The organism is Achromobacter aegrifaciens (genome assembly GCF_902859965.1).
GTDB classification, from domain to species: Bacteria; Pseudomonadota; Gammaproteobacteria; order Burkholderiales; family Burkholderiaceae_B; genus Achromobacter; species Achromobacter aegrifaciens.
The window spans coordinates 1,251,290-1,271,817 of the sequence record NZ_CADIKO010000002.1 but is presented as its reverse complement, the minus strand read 5'-3'; the positions used below and the strand labels follow the sequence as shown (position 1 = coordinate 1,271,817).

At 59.2% G+C, this 20,528-nt stretch carries 17 protein-coding genes; 8 read left to right on the top strand and 9 right to left on the bottom strand.

The genetic code is table 11. The annotated features are described in order from the left end of the window. The first annotated feature begins 23 nt into the window (after positions 1-23). Both HV793_RS17100 and HV793_RS17095 read left to right on the top strand, forming a co-directional pair. Complete coding sequence (locus HV793_RS17100; RefSeq protein ID WP_175213630.1) at positions 24-1,004, top strand: Bug family tripartite tricarboxylate transporter substrate binding protein; 981 nt, start codon at positions 24-26, stop codon at positions 1,002-1,004. A 97-nt stretch (positions 1,005-1,101) separates the two neighbouring features. After that, a complete protein-coding gene (locus HV793_RS17095) occupies positions 1,102-1,902 on the top strand; it encodes a hypothetical protein (protein WP_175213629.1) in 801 nt (266 codons plus the stop codon). Between the two features lie 82 nt (positions 1,903-1,984). Here HV793_RS17095 and HV793_RS17090 read toward each other — a convergent pair whose 3' ends face one another. After that, on the bottom strand, positions 1,985-2,314 hold the full coding sequence (locus HV793_RS17090; RefSeq protein ID WP_175213628.1) for a YciI family protein: 330 nt from the start codon (positions 2,312-2,314) through the stop codon (positions 1,985-1,987). Between the two features lie 387 nt (positions 2,315-2,701). Here HV793_RS17090 and HV793_RS17085 point away from each other — a divergent pair, with 387 nt between their 5' ends. The 3 genes from HV793_RS17085 (at position 2,702) to HV793_RS17075 (ending at position 5,244) form a co-directional block, all read left to right on the top strand. Then, positions 2,702-3,787 carry a type I restriction endonuclease gene (locus tag HV793_RS17085; RefSeq protein WP_175213627.1) on the top strand — a complete coding sequence of 362 codons (1,086 nt, stop codon included), beginning with the start codon at positions 2,702-2,704 and terminating at the stop codon, positions 3,785-3,787. Between the two features lie 200 nt (positions 3,788-3,987). After that, positions 3,988-4,641 carry a hypothetical protein gene (locus tag HV793_RS17080; protein WP_175213626.1) on the top strand — a complete coding sequence of 218 codons (654 nt, stop codon included), beginning with the start codon at positions 3,988-3,990 and terminating at the stop codon, positions 4,639-4,641. A 129-nt stretch (positions 4,642-4,770) separates the two neighbouring features. Beyond that, positions 4,771-5,244 carry a hypothetical protein gene (locus tag HV793_RS17075; RefSeq protein WP_175213625.1) on the top strand — a complete coding sequence of 158 codons (474 nt, stop codon included), beginning with the start codon at positions 4,771-4,773 and terminating at the stop codon, positions 5,242-5,244. Positions 5,245-5,608: 364 nt separating this feature from the next. Here HV793_RS17075 and HV793_RS17070 read toward each other — a convergent pair whose 3' ends face one another. Continuing rightward, the gene (locus HV793_RS17070; RefSeq protein ID WP_173147534.1) at positions 5,609-6,274 is read right to left on the bottom strand and encodes a hypothetical protein; all 666 of its coding nucleotides are present in this window, start codon (positions 6,272-6,274) and stop codon (positions 5,609-5,611) included. 229 nt (positions 6,275-6,503) lie between these two features. Here HV793_RS17070 and HV793_RS31125 point away from each other — a divergent pair, with 229 nt between their 5' ends. Beyond that, positions 6,504-6,644: a DUF2280 domain-containing protein gene (locus HV793_RS31125; RefSeq protein ID WP_244958658.1), complete on the top strand. Its 141-nt coding sequence runs from the start codon at positions 6,504-6,506 to the stop codon at positions 6,642-6,644. A 118-nt stretch (positions 6,645-6,762) separates the two neighbouring features. On the opposite strand, the gene HV793_RS17060 is transcribed toward HV793_RS31125, so the two are convergent. From HV793_RS17060 to HV793_RS17040, 4 genes are all read right to left on the bottom strand, one after another. Further along, positions 6,763-11,271 (bottom strand): NACHT domain-containing protein, encoded by a 4,509-nt coding sequence (locus HV793_RS17060; protein WP_175213624.1) that lies wholly within the window; start codon positions 11,269-11,271, stop codon positions 6,763-6,765. Between the two features lie 740 nt (positions 11,272-12,011). Beyond that, positions 12,012-12,446, bottom strand: a complete 435-nt coding sequence (locus HV793_RS17055) for a hypothetical protein (RefSeq protein WP_175213623.1) — start codon at positions 12,444-12,446, stop codon at positions 12,012-12,014. Between the two features lie 1,081 nt (positions 12,447-13,527). After that, positions 13,528-14,103 (bottom strand): hypothetical protein, encoded by a 576-nt coding sequence (locus HV793_RS17045; protein WP_175213622.1) that lies wholly within the window; start codon positions 14,101-14,103, stop codon positions 13,528-13,530. A gap of 109 nt (positions 14,104-14,212) precedes the next feature. After that, positions 14,213-15,073 carry a class I SAM-dependent methyltransferase gene (locus tag HV793_RS17040; protein WP_175213621.1) on the bottom strand — a complete coding sequence of 287 codons (861 nt, stop codon included), beginning with the start codon at positions 15,071-15,073 and terminating at the stop codon, positions 14,213-14,215. 230 nt (positions 15,074-15,303) lie between these two features. Here HV793_RS17040 and HV793_RS17035 point away from each other — a divergent pair, with 230 nt between their 5' ends. Together HV793_RS17035 and HV793_RS17030 are read left to right on the top strand one after the other, a co-directional pair. Continuing rightward, positions 15,304-15,708: a VOC family protein gene (locus tag HV793_RS17035; protein ID WP_119451224.1), complete on the top strand. Its 405-nt coding sequence runs from the start codon at positions 15,304-15,306 to the stop codon at positions 15,706-15,708. A 34-nt stretch (positions 15,709-15,742) separates the two neighbouring features. Beyond that, positions 15,743-16,372 carry a LysE family translocator gene (locus HV793_RS17030; protein WP_175213620.1) on the top strand — a complete coding sequence of 210 codons (630 nt, stop codon included), beginning with the start codon at positions 15,743-15,745 and terminating at the stop codon, positions 16,370-16,372. An 87-nt stretch (positions 16,373-16,459) separates the two neighbouring features. Here the strand turns inward: HV793_RS17030 and HV793_RS17025 are convergent, their stop codons facing one another. The 3 genes from HV793_RS17025 to HV793_RS17015 are packed head-to-tail and all read right to left on the bottom strand — an operon-like array spanning position 16,460 to position 20,518. Beyond that, a complete protein-coding gene (locus tag HV793_RS17025) occupies positions 16,460-17,629 on the bottom strand; it encodes a CMD domain protein (protein WP_175213619.1) in 1,170 nt (389 codons plus the stop codon). Between the two features lie 18 nt (positions 17,630-17,647). Then, a complete protein-coding gene (locus tag HV793_RS17020; RefSeq protein WP_175213618.1) occupies positions 17,648-18,943 on the bottom strand; it encodes an acyl-CoA thioesterase/bile acid-CoA:amino acid N-acyltransferase family protein in 1,296 nt (431 codons plus the stop codon). Between the two features lie 3 nt (positions 18,944-18,946). Continuing rightward, a complete protein-coding gene (locus HV793_RS17015; RefSeq protein WP_175161502.1) occupies positions 18,947-20,518 on the bottom strand; it encodes an ABC transporter substrate-binding protein in 1,572 nt (523 codons plus the stop codon). Between the last annotated feature and the right edge of the window lie 10 nt (positions 20,519-20,528).

The following is a 20,528-nucleotide window of genomic DNA, read 5'->3' as shown; positions in this document are numbered from 1 at the left end:
GATCGCGCCAGCGCGGAGGCATCATGAAAACACTACAAGGGGTTCTACTGGGGGCTGTACTGGCCTGTGCGTCGCTAGTCGCGACGCCAGCCGAGGCGACGCCGTTTCCGGATCGACCCATCACGCTGGTCGTGCCGCTGGCGGCGGGTAGCACGGCCGATATCCTGGCGCGCTCGATCCAGCCCGGCCTTAGCCAGCAACTGGGGCAAACAGTCGTCGTCGAAAACAAACCCGGCGGCGGCGGCCAGATCGCCATGAGCTACGTGGCCAAGGCCTCGCCCGACGGCTATACGCTGGTGCTGGGCTCCAACAACACCTGGGCCATCAACCTGGGACTGTTCTCGAAGCTGTCCTACGACCCGACCAAGGACTTCGTGCCGGTCGCCTATCTGGCGGGCGGCTCCAATGTGCTGATCGTGCCGTCCGATAGCCCGTACCGCTCCGTGCCCGAACTGGTCGCGGCCTTGAAAGCCCAACCCGGCAAACTGATGTACTCATCCGGCGGCAACGGCACCACGCACCACCTCTCGGCCGAACTGCTGCTGTCGATCACCGGCACCCAGGCCGCGCACATCCCCTACCGTGGCGCCCCGCAAGGCGTGGCCGCCGTCATGGCGCATGAGGTCGCCTTCGCGTTCTACAACACGCCCAGCGTGTCCGGCCTGGTCAAGGAAGGCAAGCTGCGCGCGTTGGCGGTCACGGGCGAGGCCCGGTCCCCCTTGCTGCCAGACGTGCCGACCATGATGGAAGAGGGCGTGCCGGGCTACGTGATCACCGTCGACCTCGGCCTGATGGCCCCCGCCGGCACCCCGCCGGATGTCGTGGCAAAACTCAACGCCGTGGCGCGCAAAGTCATGGATAGCGCAGAACAGCGCCAGCGGCTGCAGGGCTTGGGGTATGAAATCTTCCACGACGGGCCACCCAGCGGCTTGGCGGCATTTATCCAGGCGGATATCGCCAAATGGGTGCCGCTGGTGCAGCGGTCGGGGGCGAAAGTGGATTAAGTGTTCGCGTTGCCTGATTCCTCTGCCTGCCAAAAAACGCGGGGCGCCAGCTTACAATTCGCCGGCCCCAACCACCTCAGCAGAGTGAGTCCCGCCCATGTCTGAACACCACCAGTTTCTGTGCCCCCGCGACATGCATTTGCCGCCGCCTGATTGGCGGGCGCTGGAAGTCAAACTGCTGGAAGGCGGATATGTGATGGAACCGCGCGGCGACGGCATTCCGTATCGCGCGCTGTTGAATCTGAGCTTCGACCTGGCCAGCCTGAATGAAGGTTCGTACCAATATCAGGAAGGCCTGCGCACTACGGGAGACGTGATCGCCATGTACGTGGGGGCGGGGTATCTGCCGGCGGATATGCCGATACGCCACAACGACACGATGGAAGAGGCCATGGCGTTGCTGGCTGAGCACGGTATTACGCCGGGGGATCGGTATGCGGATAACGAGAGCAGCGACTGGAGCAGCCCGCAGTATTGCCTGGGGCCGGCGGCTCGTGCCTATCTGACTGACGATACGCGGGCTTCCTATGATGCAGACCCCAAGAATTTTCCATTGATGCTGTTGGCCTATGACGGCCCTGAGCCGCATGTGGCGGTGGGGGAGAATCTGTCCGAGCCTAGCTTGCCGGGGTCAGATGAACTGCTGGAATCTTTGCCGCCGTTTGACTCGCATGTTGATTTTATTGGGGCGGCTTACGAGGATCCGGCGGCGCAATGGCATTGCGCGGAGAATGGGCGCGATTACCGGATACTGGAGCTGGATTGGCAGTACAGCTTGGCGATGGGGTTTCGGATGGTTCGGACGGAATGGCTGGATGACGGCAGCGCGAGGGGGCTGGCCAGGTTGATCGAGGGGCTGACTGGGCAGACTATGGTTTGCAGCCATCGGCATTTGTGAATGTAGGGCAGGGGATAGGCGCTGGGCTGTTATTCCCTGGTTCTTGCGAGACGTAAACCTACGGTGCGGATGAGAGGTGTCGCTACAGCTGTTCCAGCGGCCACACCTCAACGACCCCGTGCGCGACGGCGCAGGGCGTTTGCGACACCATCGCTATAGCCTCGGCCATGTCGACGGCTTCGATGATGGCAAAGCCGGCCACTGGCAAGGGCGACTTCATGAATGGGCCGTTTGTCGTTTCAACCCGTGCGGCTTCGTGGTTGCGAACTTGTACTGGCTTGCCTGCAATGCCCATCAGTACACCGTCGTTCTGCAGTTTTGCGTCGTGCGCATGCGCTGCGTTTCGGATGGCCTGTGGGGTGCGATCGTAACCCTCTTGGTCGCCATATCCGATCGTCACGAACTTTGGCATGGATCGTCTCCTTAACGTGGATGAGATTCGGGGCTGCCTGCAATACCAATATACGGAAAATGGTAAAGCATGGGATGGGCCTTTAGGCACCAGCCCGAGCATGATTTCTCACCTGGCGACGGATCCTCAGGTCTCGGAGACTTACTAGCCGCACTATCGCTTGAGCGGTGTTGGTGGCACAAGACGCTGCTTGTTCTGGTTGGCCTATCTTTTTGTGTTGCTCCAACGCTCCGTCCTCGCTCTGGCCCTAAAGTAAAGTTCGGGTAATATCTGTAGATATTTGTCACGAACTGGCTTGTTCGCGATCACTTTTACTGGGCGTTTAGATACTTTCTCGAGATTGTGAACCAACGCGAGCGATAGCTCGTACGCATATTGGAGCAGAGCATGGAGTTGATGGAAAAACTCAGAGGCCTTTCCGAAAAAATTCGTCAACAAGGCCCCGGAATCAAGACCGAAGAGGCGACGAAGAATGCGTTTGTGATGCCGTTCATTCACAACATATTGGGATACGACGTCTTCGATCCCAATGAGGTGACGCCCGAGTTCATTGCCGACGTTGGCACCAAGAAGGGCGAGAAGGTCGACTACGCGATCCTTCAGAATTCACAAATCCAGATCTTGATCGAGTGCAAGAAGTTCGGTGATCCGCTGAACATAAATCACGCCTCTCAGCTGTTCCGCTACTTTCATGTCACGACCGCGAGAGTCTCCATTCTTACCAATGGGCAGGTTTATCAGTTCTACACTGATCTCGATGCGCCCAACAAGATGGACCAGAAGCCATTTCTGGAGCTTGATCTACTCGATATCGATGACTACATCGTCCCGGAACTGAAGAAGCTGACCAAAGGCGCGTTTGACCTGGAATCGGTCATTAGTGCCGCCGGAGAGCTTAAGTATCTAAGTCAGATCAAGAAGATTGTCGCCAATCAATTCGTTGCCCCTGAAGAAGATTTCGTCAAGCTGTTCGCTTCGCGAGTCTATGAGGGCGTGATCACACAACGAGTTCGAGATCAATTTTCCTCATTGACGAAACGTGCACTTGGTCAGTTCTTGAATGATCAAATCAACGAGCGACTCAAATCAGCCATGAATAGCAACGCCGTTGCATCGGTAGTGGCAGATACGCCGGAAGCTGAAGAGATTGGAGATAGACCAGACGACTCCATTACTACGACGCTTGAGGAAATCGAGGGCTACCACGTGGTTAAAGCAATTGTCCGAGCCGTAGTCGATGTCAAGCGCGTCGTTCAGCGAGACACGCAAAGCTATATGGGCATACTTTTGGATGACAACAACAGGAAGCCCATTTGTCGTCTTCACTTCAATCGTGCGCAGAAATACGTGGGAATATTTGACGAGAACAAAAATGAGACTCGGCATCCCATCTCGTCTATCGACGAAATTTACAATCTCTCCGACGCGCTTAGAAAAACTGTGGGCTTCTATGGGACAGATGTGGCAGCTTGAAGAGAGGCGCTGCGCCGTTTTTATCGCGTATCTAGATTAAGGGTTTTAGACCAGAAATTAGCTCACGAATTTGGTCTGGCACCTTTTCTTCCTACCTTTTTTCTCAATCCGCATCGTTGGTCGGAACTCGGAATGACACGCGCAAGCGCCGCCGAGAGAGATTTCTATCCTACAACCCCATAATTCATAAAGAGACTTTGATGTTCCGTATCAGTATCGCCGCAGCAGTTGTCCTCACGCTTGGTGCTTGCACGACCGTCAAGCATGCACCCATTTCCCAAGATTCTCTGAGCAAGCTGGAAGGCAAATCCATCGTGTCCGCACGCTACGGGCAACCGGACTTCACGGCCTTTACCGCTGGCAAGGCGGCGTTCGCGATGCTTGGCGCCGGCGCCATGGTCACGGAAGGCAATGCCATCGTGAAAGAAAACGGTATTGAAGATCCCGCGATTGCTATCTCTGCCGGACTGCAAAACAAGTTGGCTAGCTTGAAGAACACGACAGCCGTGCAGGCGTCTGGCGTGGCAGCTAAGGATGATGTAGCGACCGTCGTCGCCGCCAGTCAAGGTGGCGATTTTGTTTTGGACGTGAAGACGCTGACATGGATGTTCAATTACTACCCGACGGATTGGGCACACTACCGCGTTAGCTATACGGCGAGGTTGCGGCTGATTGACGCGGCGACAAAGACCGTGGTGGCGGAATCGGCCTGCGCGGGGGTGCAGGGGGATGACGAGAACCCGCCGACGAAGGATCAGTTGCTGGAGAACGGGGCGGGGTTGTTAAAGGATTATTTGGCGAAGGCGGGGGAAGCTTGCACGGAGGTGCTGGCGCGGGATGTTCTGGGGCTGTGATATTTTTTGAAGGTTTTCCGTCAAAATGAGAGGGGTGCTGCAGTTTCGGAAGCAGAATTGCAGTCTGACACTATTTTTCGTGTGATCTGATATTTTAATTTCGCACGCTACCAATTTCAAGGAATCTTCGTGGTCGAAGTTGTTGCACCCAAGATCGCAGATATATCAAGCATTAAAGGTGTTAGTGCATTACTTGCATTGCCGATGCTTTGTGTTGCTTATTTTCTCCAGACTGGTGCCGCGATTTCGTGGGGCGACTCAATTTGGTTTGATCTGGGAGAGGGCCTACCGCCCGAGGCCGAGCTTCGAAGATTGGTAGCAATCTTCGTGCTCAAGTCTGTATGGGCATCGTTCTTTGGAGTTGTCGGCTACGCCGTTCTTACCATGGTCCATATCCATGTCGACTTTCCGGTAATACAGCTAACGTCGGTTGTTCTTATTGCATTCGCATTGTTTGGAATATTCTGTTCAGAGCTATTTGATCAATTGAAATTGATTGCGCCGTTTTGGTTTTACGGTCTTGTTGTTTGGGGTGTTTTTCTTTCAAGTATGAAGGAACAGCTTAATGCTGAGCGCCGCAAGATCGAAGAGGGAAAAAAATAGATAGTGAGGGTATTCGGCCAAAATCTCATTAAGTATTAGTAAAGGAGTCAGGCCGCAATTTAGCTAGCCAAATTGTAGTCTGGCTCCTTTATTTCGGTGCCAACACAAAGTTGGCAAATAGTAAGGGTGGTTCGAAAGATAGGTGCCAGACTACAATTTCGCAGCGCCTAAGCTAGGCGGCGAAATTGTAGTCTGACACCTTGTATCTGACACCTTGTATCTTGGGGTGGGAGGAGGGGGCGGGCCCTCTGCCGATGTTGAATGACCTGTCAAGGCAGCGGGCGCTGCGCAATAGTGGCCCGGCCGGAAATTGTGTGGGCCTACTGCTATTGAGCCAACGCCGATTGTTCGCACAGTTGTGAACTCAATTGCTGCTCGTTGCGCCTGCTGGAAGTGGAGATGATGGGGCGGCATTCGCCTCCAGAAAAGTGAGGAGACGCTTGTACAAGCTCCGGCCTTCGCGGAATAGCCGTTCCCGGCTACCTGTGAGCGTCGCGCCGCCGACAACCATGCTCATCGCTGCAGTCCCTATCACGTGCGCAATGTGTACGAGAGAATTTTTGGAAGGTGGGTAAATCGCGGTGAACTCCAGTTCTTCGCCTCCCTCGTTGGGGGTTGATCGCGTATGGCGTGCAACGGCGAGCCGGTTTGGATGTGCGCCGCGAGCGATCAAATCTTCGTAGGAGGCCTTCAACTCGCGGTGCTCTTCAATCCCTTCTTTCTCAAGAAGCCTGAACGCCTCTGACGCGTGGACCTTTTTTTTGAAATCTCTCGGCGGATTTGTCCAGCGGTCGAAATGCTCATCGCCCCTGGAGACCACATATCCGAACAGCGCGGCTTCGAGCGCCGCACGCGTCGTCGCGTGGACCGCTGCCGTGTGGCCGCTAAAAGCTAGGTGGAACGCGCACATAAAGGTCGTAGTCGAAACTTGAATTAGTAGCTGCGGTGCGGGATTCCCATCAATATCAAGTGCAAGGACGGGAACCATAGTCTCGCAGTATTGCTCTGCCATTTTGAACAGTTCTTGCATTTGGGGATGCTGAAGATGTTCCTGAAATGAAGCATTAGAGGTACTTATGAACCGCCGAAGCTCGGACACGGAATTTTCCTGATTAACGGTGGAAGGTAGGGATTATTGCGCATGGCAAAGCTCACGGGCGCGCACAAGCGCTACATTGTCCAGGCCCTGGCCTGCTGGGATACCCCCAAGTCAGGTCGCAGAGACTGTCAAGGACGAATTTGGGCTGGACGTGCCCCGCATGCTGGTCGCGCAATACGACCCGACCAAGGTGGCCGGCCAGAAGCTGGCGAAGAAGTGGGCGGACCTGTTCGACACCACGCGTAGAAAAGGGTGTCAGACTACAATTCCGCAGTTCCTAGGTGGCGAAATTGCAGTCTGACACCTTTTTACCAAAGCGGCCATCCATCACATCAGATGGCTCTTCGCGGCTAGACGATGCCCTTCGACAACTGAGACTGATCCCGTTTATCGCCTATGGCTTGGGATTTGGAAAAAAGTCAAGATACCTCGGGCGGCCAAGGCTGGCCTGATGCAAGATCAGGGTGACGCGGTTCACCCATCGGTCTGCCATACTCCAAGCGCCATTCCTCGAGTTGACCGAGAAGCATGAAAGCAGACTGCTGTCGTCTCTCGTCGCCAAGCGCCATTTTGAACAGCAAGACTCGCAGTTCGTTTGACGTTCGTGCATGTTGTGTGAAGACGTTGGGACTTTGTCCTTCGGGTCGCCGTTCGACGAATGCCGCTTCGAGTTGAACCCAAACGCCCTGCGGTACTGGTGATGGCTTAGCGTCATCAATCAGGTTCAGATTTAGGGCGAAGGCTTCGGGCGTACCGAGCCGGGCCATTACTTGCGAGAGTAGGTGCCGATTGTGTTCCGGTAGGTCGCGTTCGCATAATTCCCCTAGTCGCGTGGCCACACTAGGGCTTCGCTGGGCAAGTTCCGCGATCCGAGCGACCAGCATGTGCTCGCGATGAGGGCGGCGCGTCAGCGTGATCCCGCGGATATCCGGATCGACTGAACCCAGCAGCAGTTCACTTGCACGCGGCGTATCGAGTGCAGCGAAGGCATTGATAAAGTTGTCTTCGCATTGATCGAGCACCAAATCATCGGAGGCAAGTTCACAGAGGAAATCGACGGCGGCATCCGATCGACTCTGGCCGAGAGAGGTGATGACCTCGCGCAATTCGTAACCTGGGAGTCTGTACTTACTAAGCACATCGCGCATCGGGGCGATCCCCTCCGCTGGGGGCACGACGAAGGGGCAGAGGGCAAGAACGCGACGTAGAAGGTACCTATCCGAATCCTGAAGCCACTTTTCGGTCCGTTCGACGACAGAGGCGACTAGAGTCAATGCCGCAGTCGGTGGCAAGGCGACGCCGGCAATCAACAGGCGCTCGGCGGCATCTAGGCATGTGTACTGGTCCCATTGGTCTGGCATGGCAATTACGCTGAGCACCACGTCTGAGGAACCGAGGCCGTCAATTGCGGCAAGTGCCTTTGCTAGCACTTTCAGTTGAGCAACAGGTTTCCCGTCTTGATTCTGTTCTCGCAGGCGATTGATTTCGCCATTGAGCGCGGTAGCGAACCGTGTGCGCCGCTTGGTGTTAATGGGCGGCGGGCTGAGGCCTTCGCGTGCGGCCCATATCATGTCGTATGGGAGCGCCTGGTTGAAGGCACGTTCCGGTTTTGGCACGAAGTCGCGCGCCATCGCCGCGGCAGCGCTCGAGATGTACTCCGGCTCGGGAAGCAGATCAATGAGCACCTGCTCGGCTGCGGTCGGGTCCAGGTACATGACCGCAGCGATGTGCCAACTGGCGTAGCTCATGGTGCCGCCATTGCCGAGAGGCCCACGGTCGCCGGCCGCGCGCGCAGCGCGCCCGCGACGCATTCTCTCTACGTCGGAGCGGGTAAGCTTCACCAAGTCTGTCATATCTTCGGATGTTCCGACTTGCGCTATTGATGAGGCCAGGTTCGCTTTCTCCTGGCCGCCGAAATCATCCTGTGCCAGGACGATATCGACGCTACTTTTCAGGTAGGCGCGAATGTCCGCCTTCAGTCCCTCATCGGCGATGCGCAGCGGCTCCATGTCAGGCCTGGCGACTCTGCTTAGAAGTCCGGTTGAAACCTTGATATCGAGCGGATCTCCGCTGGTGATGGAGGATAGAATGCCAGCCACTGCGACGTCGTCGGGAAGGGCGCGGAACACGGCTTCCAGCTGGCGCATTTTCTGCCACTCGAGTTCGTGTCGCACGTTAGGCTCCGCATTCTCCGTACCTCGCAATTCGCGCAGTGTCGCAAACACGCGCGCCGCAAGACTAGCGTCCGCGCGAGTAGCAATGATGGAAACTATGCCTCCGAAATGCTCGTTCTTGAGGTCTTCGGTTTCGATACGTCTTAGGCATTTCTCGACGAGGCCGTCTGGAATGGCGGTTGCAAACGACAACCAATACTCGTGCTCATAGAGGTTGCCTTCGGCAACCCGGTTCGCCACCCACTCACTCACCCAGGCAGGATCGACTCGGCGCAGATATTCGAGCGCCGGCTCGATATGATGCGAGCCCTGATTGCGCACGTCATCGCCGGACAGCGCCGCCATTGCATCTTTGATGACCTCGTCCAGGCCAGTCTCGCCGATTTCGATAAGCTTGAGCGCGGCTTGTAGGCGCGCGGGATGGTCGCTGGAGATCTCGATGAAATGGCGTATTGTGGCGAGGGTCTTGGGTCTGAGCACCGCTGGAAATTGGTCGGCGTTCCGGCGCGCGACCTCCTCAAATGCTTGTGCATCCATCGAATCGAGGATGGGGACCAGCGCATTGTCAGACCTAGTCCACATGAGGCCGGAGACCGCCGCGTTCTTCACCTCGGTACTGTCGTCCTCCGCTGCGAAGGCCGCGACCTCGCCGTCGGCACGATGATGCAGCAGTTCGGCTACAAAATCCGCACGCGCCTCCTCGCTCCAGCCGTGTACTTGCTCGCGCCAGTTCGGTCCAAGCGACGAGACCTGGATATCCGGCCAGAGCCGGTACGTGCTTAGTCGAGTTTGCCGGTCTTGGCCTGACAGAAGTGGCACGAGGATGTCGCCGAAGTCGGCCGCGCCAGTGGCGAGCATGGCAGCGACGGCATACTGACGAAAACTGCCGTCGCGGATTGCATAGACCGCGCGGATGCGCTCGCCGACGGTCGTGCGAACTTCACTCCAGACTTCTGTGCCACAAAGCCTTGCGAGCTCGCCGGCGAACACCAGGTCTACGGGTAGCGCCATCGCCACCAGCTTCCCACCGGCGCTGGTATTTCTCCTGTCGGTTTCGCCGTCACCGGTCTGCTCGGCAAACGTCTCGGCGATCATGCGCAGCGGTTCAGCCCATGCTGGATCGTTGACGTAGTCAGCGGTAAAGCGGGTGGTCGCCTCATGGTCGTCATCCTGCAGGTCGAGAAGCTGCGCGCGGACATCGAGTGCCGCGTAGTATTCTTGAAGCTGTTGATGCTCGAACAGAAACGCCGTTTGCGGGTAGTCGACGCGCTCAAGTACGTGGTGCGCCGTCAGCGTCGCGAGGACTGCTGGCGGCCCCACCGGCTCGATCTGCCCACGGCTCAGAAGCTCTCGTGCAACGAGGGCAGAAACGGCACGGGCTTCAGCCTCGGACGACGTTACTGCTCCGCTGCGGGTCATCTGAGTTGCAAGGGCCTTCAGATAATCCGTTTGCCGACCGAAGATTGGTCCTGTCTGCAGGGCGTTTTTGTGTTCATCTCGTTGTTCTTGCAGACGGAGAACCTGGGATAGGACGCCGATTTTCGTGGAAGGGATTGTAGCGTCGGCTTCGAATAGCGAAGCGACTTCCGAGAGGATGAACGGCGTGCGAGTCAGCTCGTCGAGGGACGGGTCGGTATCAATGTGGGTACAGAGGTCAGCGCCTTTCGCGCCAAGACGGGCTGCAAGGTAAGCTGCCCGCTGTTCGCGTCGAAGGCGCAACAACCGCAGACGCAATGCGCCGGGAAGCGGCGGGGTTAAGTGGTGTGTGCGGGTTGCGACGATGATGCCCGCACTCGGGAAATCCCGCTCGATTTCTCGGAGTGCATTGTTCGCCTGCTCGGACTTCGCATCCGGGATCTCATTCCAGCCGTTCAACAAGAACAGGAAAGGTTCGGCCTGCTGCACTCGCGCGAGGTCGGCGGGCGTAACACGCTCGGCCTGAAACGCCGGCATGCCGGTAATGTATTCGAGTATTCCTCTCTGCGATGACGTCCACGCCGGAAGTTCGACGATGAACGGTATGCCGGCGGCCCGTGTACGTTGTGCGAGCTGTATCAGCGTTGTGGTTTTTCCGCGGCCGGCTGGCCCTTCGAGAACAATACGGCCGCTCTGCGACAGCGCTTGATCGATCTGTTCAAGCGACAGAACGTCGGCAGACTCTGCGCCGTCCGGCGCAAGCCGATTCGCCGTGAGTTCAATGAGCGGATGTCCTTTGGTCTTGCCGGCCCAGGTGCGCGCGACAACTTGGACCGCGCGCCTTATTCTGTCGATGAGATCTGCGATCTGTGGTTCAACGTCGAGATCTAGGTGGAGGAAGCTCGCACGAAGCGAGGCGTTCTCTGGCATCATCATCAGCGTGATAATTTCTTCGCGCTCGATGACGTGAAGTTCGACGCCGTAGTCGTTATAAATTGCCTCTTCCCATCGCTTTCGATCGGCGTTGCCAATCTTGGCGGATGTCACGAAGATGAGCGCCCCTAGATCAGGAAAGTGCGCTTTGGCGGTCTCCGTGTCGTCAGAAATCTTCTTTAGCGTTGGTGTGATCGAAGCAGCCAGTCCCTTGCCGATTTTCTCCGGCGTCAGGCTCGCGGGCGCGTAGGCATCAAGGCCAAAATCCTTCTTGCGCTGGCGGGCGATAAGTTCGGGCCACCGCTTCTTGCCTAGTACGACCGCAAGTCCCTGAAAACGCATGCCCTCCTCTTGGGAGGAAAGCTCATTAAGAGCTCTTTCGATGTCGGTTCTCAGAATGGCCATTTGATGGAATTTTGGCAAGCAGTTGGGCTCGGACTGAACCGGCAGAGTTTCCGTTGCGTATGTTAGGTTCTCTCCGTACGGTCGCATAAGGACGCACCGATACATCCGCGAACCAGAACAGAGCTACGAAGAGGGACGGGCTCATTTTGCCAGTATCCGCTTGGGGTCGGAAGCGTTCTGTCGTCATAGATGGCTCCCGGCCAATTGCAGCCACTGGTGGCGAGTTAAGCAGACGTTTAAAAACAAGAAGCGGACCAGCTTCTGCGGTCCGCTTGAGTGACAGGTTTGCATGCGGCGTCTACGTAGGACTACTGAACTATTTCCCCAGAAAGTTACGGAAGCTGGCTAGAAATTCTTTCCAGATGCTCTTGTGCCTTCTTGATAATGGCAGGAGCACAAGCCAAACATATGTTCTTGCGGTTTCCTGGCACTTGATCATATGCGAAATGCCTTTCGCCTGCCATGATCTGGTGTTTTGAGCTCGCATCGCAAGTTCGTGTCCCTACTGCTACTTCATAACGGAAGCTTGATACGATATTTCTAGTTGCAGACATGCTCCCTCCAGTTCAGAAATTTTCTAACGTAATGCACTCCGCATTGCTGGCCAAAATATAGCTTTAAGAGCACGCGAAGCCAGTTCATTCACATGCAGTGCCCCCAAAAAGGTGTCAAACTTACTGTTCTGGCAGCGAAATTGTAGCCTGACACTCGAGTTTATTAGGAGCCGACTGAGCATAGCCTCATCTTGCTTCGGTACTGATGACACCGTCCTTGTTACGCTCAATCATGACAGAGTTCTCTGCCGGAAACGAGGGAAGTTCCGCTTGCGGAGGTGGATCAAAGGCGTGATTGGTACTGACCTCGTATGTTGCGGTTCCAGAGACAGGTTCAATCCAGATTCCCCACACTGAAAGAACTTCGCTTGAAGTGCCCGCGGCTTCATGCATCTGCCAGAACTCAGGCAGTTCGACGCGAGAGGCACGCTCCGCCTCCGATATGACTGCGGGGATCGCAGTCCAGATCGAAGGAAATTGCTGACAAGTCGCCTCGAGAGCGGCGACTTGTTGTTCTGGGCCGCCAAACAGCACCCATACGAGAGTCCCCCCGATCTGATATTCAAGACGGTCGGAGTACTCTCCAAGCAGCGAGGCTTGGCGTAGATCAGGTAATGACATATGGCACCTAACTTGATTGATGTAGACCGCGCGAAACCTTAGGCCATATCTTGCGCTTGTGGTCTAAACTGACGCAAAAAAATGCCGCGAAGGACTTGTAGCCTAACTTTGTGGCATGCATGTCGCATAAGAAACCAGTTTAACTTTAGCCGTCAAATCCGCCGACCCTTTCCCTGTTGCGCGCCACCGTTTCGGGATCATGTCCGTAAGCGCACAAGATAGGGTGTCAGACTAAAATTTCGTCTACCGCATCTAGTTAATCGTTGCCTGGCGCACTTTCCCCAAAGTTGGATTCGTCAAGATTTGACTCCACAAGGTTCGCCATGTGATCGCATAGGCTTTCAATTCCTCCGATTAAATTGGACATAATCCAAGCATCAAGCGGTTGCCTGCCACTAGCCTCAGGCTCATTCGCGCTATTCCCCACGATTCGAGCAATAGTCCAAATCGCGGAGCACGCCCGTTCCATCTTCCGAAGCTCAGCAGACCGTACCCTGACGAACTCCGGATCGTCCGGCGTAGTCCATCGGTCATGAGTCAAAGGGTGATCGCTCATCAGTCGCTCCAGTCTTGACGTAAGAAGAGAAGGCAGTCGCCATTGCAGCGACCATGTCGTCCGTCTTTTCCAGCTGTCAATCTGGGCGATCTTTGTGGGATTGCAATGCCAGTATCGAGGTCGATGGACATCGCAATCAAGCGCGACCCGTGCCAAATTGAGCACACTTGAGCCGAAATCGGCGCCATGCGTTGCAGCCGTTTGCAATTCAGGTTCAGACCACGCCGGCTAAGTCGTCATCTCCATCCCTTACACTTACCCCGATCACCAGGGAGCGATATGTCGATTCAAAGATTAGGCCGTTGCAGCATCCTCTTGTTCCTTGCCGCCTTGAGCTCCGGTTGCTCATTAGGCGGCGAGTGCGGATGGAATCGCAGCAGCTGCATGTATGAAGGCAAGTACGAAGAGGGCGAGGAAGACTACGCGGAAGACGAAGCGAAGCGCTTGAACAAGAACTCGTCCGATCGGTTGCGCCGCAGTTCTGGCAATTGATACGCGGATCGGGCGTTTCAAGCCCGTGAGGCCCTAGCCAGAGGCTTGCCAGTCGCGAAACTGCTTGAACAAGCGAAACCCGACATAGGTTTCGCTCCTGAGCCAGCGCCGCCGGTAGTAGCAATCCCAGTAGCTGGTCATGCGTTGCTGCGCCAGATCCAGAAAGGCCGGATTGTGTCGAAGAACCGTTCCATAGACCTGCTTGTCCAGCAAGGGCAAGCACGCCTCGACGTCCTGCAGGATTTCAACGACGTATTCGCTGCAGAGCTGCACCACGAACGGCACAACCCAAGGCTCGGACGCCCCAGCCAGCCGCTCAATTTGGCGCTGGCGCACGTGGCCGTCATGATGGCGTGACTGTATGCACGCGTAGATCAGGGCCTGGGGTTCGTCCAGCTTGGAAAGTAAGGAATCGCTGCCCCCATGCTGAACGCGATAGGGCAGCGTCAATGACTCTCCCTGCACGATGACGGACAATCCGCGGCCGCTCATGACCGAGGGGCAGATCTCCTCGGCGATATGTGCTGCGTCGGCTCGCAGTCGCGCTGGGAAGGCCGCTGTTAGCAGCGTCGTCTGCTCTGGGGATGCCTTGCACGGGCGAGAGGACATGTGGGGAATGCTGTTCGAATGGCGTTCACCGCGTCATGCGGTGCATCCGGCAGCAGACGACGGCCCGCACCACGGATACTGACGCTGCGGCATGAGGCACGACAGGCGCTTACGCCGCCACCTCTGCAGGTTTCGGCACAAAGAACCGATCCTTCAATTCCTGCAACCCAATCCTATCCAGCATCTCGGTCAGCCGATCAGCCGCCTTCCTGCGCGGCAAATCCTTGTACTGCGCAATGATGAGTTCATTCTTCATCGAATGCTCCCATCCCACCAGCTCGGTCACGCTGACCTGATACCCGTGCGCTTCCAGCTGCAAGCACCGCAGCACATTCGTGATCTGGCTCCCAAACTCCCGCGTATGGAGCGGATGCCGCCAGATCTCAGCCAGCGGATCGGCCAGCGCCTTCGCCTTGTTCTTGCGCAGGACCGACGCCACTTCCGCCTGGCAGCAGGGCACGACGACGATGTACTTGGCCTTCTTCTCCAAGGCGAAATGAATCGCGTCGTCGGTGGCGGTATTGCAGGCGTGCAGGGCGGTGACGACGTCGATCGTGGCGGGCAGTTTCTCCGACGTGATGGAATCGGCGACCGACAGGTTCAGGAACGACATGCCGCCAAACCCCAGCCGTTTGGCCAGTTCTTCCGACGACTTCACCAGCTCTTCGCGGGTTTCGATCCCGTAGATGTGGGAGCCGTTCTTCAGTGCCTCGGGTTGTTCCTTGAAGAACAGGTCGTAGAGGATGAAGCCCAGGTACGACTTGCCCGCGCCGTGGTCGGCCAGGGTGACGGCGCCGCGTTGTTGTTGGACGTCTTTGAGCAGCGGTTCGATGAACTGGAACAGGTGGTAGACCTGCTTCAGCTTGCGGCGGCTGTCCTGGTTCATCTTGCCGTCGCGGGTCAGGATGTGCAGGGCCTTGAGCAGTTCGATCGACTGGCCGGGGCGGATGTCGTGGATTTTGTCGGACATGGGGTAAGGCAATGCGCCCCGCGATGGGCGGGGCGCATAAGTAGGCGGAAAGCATCAGTTTAACGAAAACGCTGCCGATGCTGGCGAACCGGGAAAACCGGCCGCTGACTACGCAGTATCTTGCGATCCAGGTTATCCGGCAGGCGAGTAACATGCGCGATGCGATTGGAGCATGTCATGCATTTCTGAAAGCGCCTGACCATCAGGGCGGGCGCGTGGAGAGTCGTCAAATGTTCAGCCATATCACTGTCGGGACGCGTGATCTTGAACGCGCGGGCCGTTTTTATGACGCGGTGCTGCTTCCGCTTGGACTGAAGCGCCGCGTAGTCACGCCGGATGGCGGGCCCTTGGCGCTTTGCTGGGTGACTGGTCAGGCGCTGCTGCCGCGCTTCTATGTCTACATGCCCTACGATGGCGAGCCGGCGACGGTGGGCAATGGCAGCATGGTCGCTTTTCTGGCGCCTACGCAGGAAGCCGTGAGCACGGCCCATGCGGGCGGGCTGGCGCAGGGCGGGACGGACGAAGGGGCGCCGGGAGTGCGTCCTCATTATGGCGATGGCTACTTCGGCGCCTATCTGCGCGATCCCGACGGCAACAAGGTCCATATCGTTCATCGCGGAGACCTCCCGCTGTAAGGCGAAGAGGCCCGACATCCCTGGAGAAACGCAAATGCTCGTGAGTCAGCTTGCTCTTGTGTACGGCACCTATCTGATTGCCACGGCCAGTCCCGGACCCAGCAATATGGCGATCATGGCAACGGCGATGCGTCACGGCCGTGTGCCGGCGCTTGCGCTGGCGGCGGGCGTCATTACGGGTTCGTTGTTTTGGGCGACGCTGGCGGCGACTGGGATTTCCGCCGTGCTGGCGGCTTCCGCCCAGGCGTTATTCATCATCAAGGTGGTGGGGGGAGTCTATCTGCTCTACCTGGCGTTCCGTACCGCCAGGTCGGCGCTGAGGCCGGGCGCGGCCTTTGCGAAGGTGGAAACGGGCCGTGCGACGCCGCGCTATCGGGTGCTCTACCGCCAGGGCGTGCTGATGCATATCGGCAATCCGAAGGCGGTGCTGGCCTGGATGGCGATCATGTCGCTGGGGCTGGGGGAGAGCGCGTCGGACGGCACCTTGCCTGCGATCATCGGCGGTTGCGCGTTGCTCGCCGTGATGGTGTTTGGCGGCTATGCGATCGCGTTCTCGACTGCGCCGATGATTGCGCTGTACGCCAGGCTGCGGCGCTGGATCGAAGGGACGGTGGCCGTGGTGTTTGGCGTTGCGGGCGTCAAGCTGCTGACCTGGCAACGTTGATATAGCGGCTTGTCATCGCCGACACTGGTCGGCGATGACGTAGCCCAGGCAAAGCGTCCGGCACGCAAGCGGCCGGACGCCGCAGGATCAAGCCTTCGGGAAAACCGGCTCGCCCAGGTTCAGCATCAGGCGATTCGCCCAAGCGAAAATCGCATCCGAATGCAGCAGATCCAGGATCTCGCCTTCATTCAAGCCCGCATCCTTCAAAGCCTGGATGCTGTCCGCATTCACCGAGGCAGGCGCCTCGGTGATCTGGATCGAGAACTTGCCGATAGCCAGTTCCCGCGCCGTGGTGCCGGCGGTGGCGGGATCCTCGAACACCTGCGCGATGACCTCGTTGCGCTTGGCCAGTTGCTCGAAGCGCTGGGCGTGGACGGACGCGCAGTACACGCAGCCGTTGATGCGCGACACGTAGGTCGAACCCAGCTCACGCTCCGCACGCGACAGTCCGCCTGGCGCATACATGATGGCGTTGAAGGCCGTGGAGCGCTGGCGCAGGATTTCAGGCTGATGCACCAGGAACAGGTAGTAGTCCGAGACCTTGGCCTTGGGGTGGCTTTCTTCCAGGACGGCGACTTGTTCGGGCGTGGCGGTTTCGACGTTGACGACGTCGAGCCAGGCCTTCCATTCCAGCGATTCGTTGGTGAAGCCGTGGGCCTTGATCACCGCGCCGGGCGCGGTGGCGGCGGTGTTGGCGGGGAAGGGCGCGGGCGGGGTGCCGGCGGCACGCTCGGGCTGGCCTTCCAGCGCCTTCATGGCTTCCAGGCCGGCGACGAGGCGGACCTGGTAGGACAGGAAGGCGACGAGCTGGGACAGCGTGACCACGGCGGGCGTGGAGACGCCCGCGGCGGGCAGGGTCTTGAGCGCGGCTTCGTCGCCTTCGACGGGCTTCTCGATCAGTTTGCGCGTGAATTCCAGGATGGCGGCCAGGCGCGGGGTGGCGGCATCTGACGGCTTGCCGGATTCGGCGACGGCGATGTCGGCCGGGGTGGCGCCGGCGTCGTTCAGGCGAGCGCGGTAGTGCGCGGCCAGCAGCGGCGACGGGGTGATGCGGGTGGCGTACAGCGCGACCAGCAGGCGCTCGGCCAGGGACAGGCCGGGCAGCGCGGGGTCGAATAGGGCGTCGTAGCTGCCTTGGGTGGCGGCGGCGACCTTCTCGCGGAAGTGGCGCACTTCGTAGGTCTTGGCGCCCGGGGCCAGGCCGATCAGGCGGTCGACGAGGTCGTCCGTGACGTTGTAGACGATGGGTTCAGCCATGCGGATCTCCTTGATGCTTTACTTGGCGGCGCGCGCTGCGACAGCGGCGTCCAGGAACTGCTTCACGCCTTCCCAGGATTCCTGGTCGGCGCGGGCGTTGTCCTTGGGGTTGCCGCCGCTGGTGCTGATCTTGCCGGACACGGGGTGGGCGTAGACGAGCTGGGTGGTGGGCACGTAGGGGAACAGGATGGAGTGCCCGCCGTTCTCGTAGTCCAGCCATTCGACCGGATAGGGGTGGTTCACCTGGGCCAGCTTGTCCTGCACCATCTTGGAATAGATGCTGGACGGCCAGGAGCCGTCGTCGGTGCCGGACAGCAGCATGACGGGGCCCTGGATGTCCTCGACCTTGATGCGGGCGCGGGCCACGGCGTCGGGGTCTTGCAGGGCGGTGAGGATGGCTTTTTCGTGGCGGTGCGGCGAGGGGCCTTCGTCGAAGGGCGCCCAGGTAGCGGTGCGGTTGTTTTCCCAGACGTGGGGGATGGGCTTGCCGCCCAAGAGCCACGTGGGGCCTTCGCGGCCGATCTTGGGGTCGCAGGCGTTCTGGCCGCTGTGGACCACGGCGCCGGGCACGTAGGCGACCACGGCCGAGACTTCCTCGGGGAAGGTGGCGCCCAGCAGCAGCACCAGTTCGCCGCCGCGCGACTGGCCGCTGATGGCGACGAAGTCGTGCTTAGGCTGGACCTTCTTGCGCAGCCAGCGCAGGCCGGTCTGGAAGTATTCCAACGGGGTGTTGGAGATGTAGTCCGACAGGCCCGGCGCTTTGAAGTAGGCCAGCGCGAAGGCGGCGTAACCGCGCGATGCGTAGAGCGCCGCGCGCGGTTCGTTGATGCCGCCGCCGGAGCCGTTCAGGATCATGACTGCGGGGAACGGGCCGGGGCCGGGCGGCAGGTACAGCGTGCCGACCAGGCCTTCCTCGCGCACGTCCTGGCGCGTGACGCCGTCAGCCGCCAGGCGCTGGGTGAAGCTGGCCTGGGCCTGCGAGCCCGCGACGCGCGCCACTACGTCGGTGACCAGGGCCTCGGTCACCGGGTGGTTGAAGTGTTCGCGGCTGGACGAGTCCACGGGGGACTGCGACCAGACCAGGCCCATGGGCGCCACGCCTTCGTAGTCGCCGGACACGGGCGCGTCGCGGCCCAGGTCGACCGTGCCGTCGGCGCCCGCCACGAAGGCGGCCTGGCTTTGCCAGAGCACGCCGTTGCGGCGGGTCAGGGCGGTGATTTCCACCGTCTGGCCGGGCGCGACGTGTTCGACCCGGATCTGGCGCGGCACGTCGATCAGGTCGACGGCCGGGGTGATGGTTAGGGTGGGCGTCATGGTTTACTTGCCCGACTCTTTCGTCACCATCATGGCGGCCGTGCGGTCGCTGGTCATGGGGGTGACCTTCAGGCCCTTCTTGGTGGCCCAGATGTTCTTGTAGTGGAACAGCGGGATGATGCCGACGTCGTCGTACACGATCTTGACGGAGTCGCGCAGGATGGCTTCACGCTTGGCCACGTCGAATTCCGAGGTGGATTGCTCCAGCGCGGCGTCGACCTTGGGGTTGCTGTAGCGGCCCCAGTTGGACGCGCCCAGGCCCTTCTTGGCGTCGGCGGTGGCCAGGATGTTGACCAGCGCGTAGCTGCCTTCGCCGGTGCCGTTGCCCCAGGCCAGCATGCTGACCGCGAATTCGTTCTTGTTGGCGCGGCCCGAGTACACGGCCCATGGCACGACTTCCACCTGGGTCTTGACGCCGGCGCGGGTCCAGAACTGAGCCACGGCCTGGGCGGTTTCCGGGCCTTGCGGGTAGCGGTCGTTGGGCACGTGCATGGTCAGCTTGAAGCCGTCAGGGTAGCCGGCTTCGGCCAGCAGCTTCTTGGCCTGGGCGACGTCGTTGGGGATGTCCTTGACGTCGGGGTTGTAGCCGATGGTGCCCTTGGGCATCCACTGGTTGGCTTCGGTGGCTGCGCCTTGCAGGATGCGGTCGGCGATGGCCTTGCGGTTGATGGCCAGGTTCAGCGCCTGGCGCACACGCACGTCCAGCAGCGGGTTCTTGTCCAGCGGCTTGCCGTTGTTGTCGGTGATGTACTGGTTGGGCGCGGGGTTGAAGCTAGGCTGCAGCAGCATGACGCGCAGGCCGTCGTAGGGGTAGACCGACACGTTGGCGGCCTTTTGCAGCTTGGCCAGGTCGGACACCGAGACCTTGTCGATCACGTCCACGTCGCCCGCCAAGAGCGCGGCGGTGCGGGCGGCGGCGTTGTTGATGTAGCGGTAGTTGACCTTGTCCCAGATCTGCTTGTCGCCCCAGTAGGCGTCGTTGCGTTCCATGATGACGCGGTCACCGGGGGTGTAGGACACGAACTTGTAGGGGCCGGTGCCGACCATGGCCTTGCCCGAGTTGTAGTCTTCGGTGGTGGACTTTTCACCGACGTGCTTGCTGACCACGTGCACCGAGGCCAGGTTCAGCGGCAGGTCGGGGTTGGGAGCCTTGGTCTTGACGATGAGCGTCAGCGGATCCTTGGCGGTCATCGTGTCGATGGTGCGCAGGTAGCCGGCGTAGGTGGCCACGCTGCCCGGCACGGCGCGCGCGCGGGTGTAGGAGTAGATCAGGTCGTCGGCGGTGAAGGGCGTGCCGTCCTGCCACTTGACGCCTTCGCGCAGCTTGAATTCCCAGGTCTTGTCGTCCAGCGGCTTCCAGCTGACGGCCAGGCCGGGCTGCAGCTTGTTCCACTTGTTCTCGATCAGCAGGTCCCAGAAGTGCAGGGCCACCGAGCGGTCGCCGGCGTGGTTGTTCAGCTGCGGGTCCAGCGACGACAGCGGGTCGGCGAAGCCGATGGACAGGTCGTCGGCGCTGGCGGCGGCGGAAGCGCCGAGGATGGCGGCGGTCAGGGTGGTGAGAATCAGGCGTTTCATGTTCGGAGTC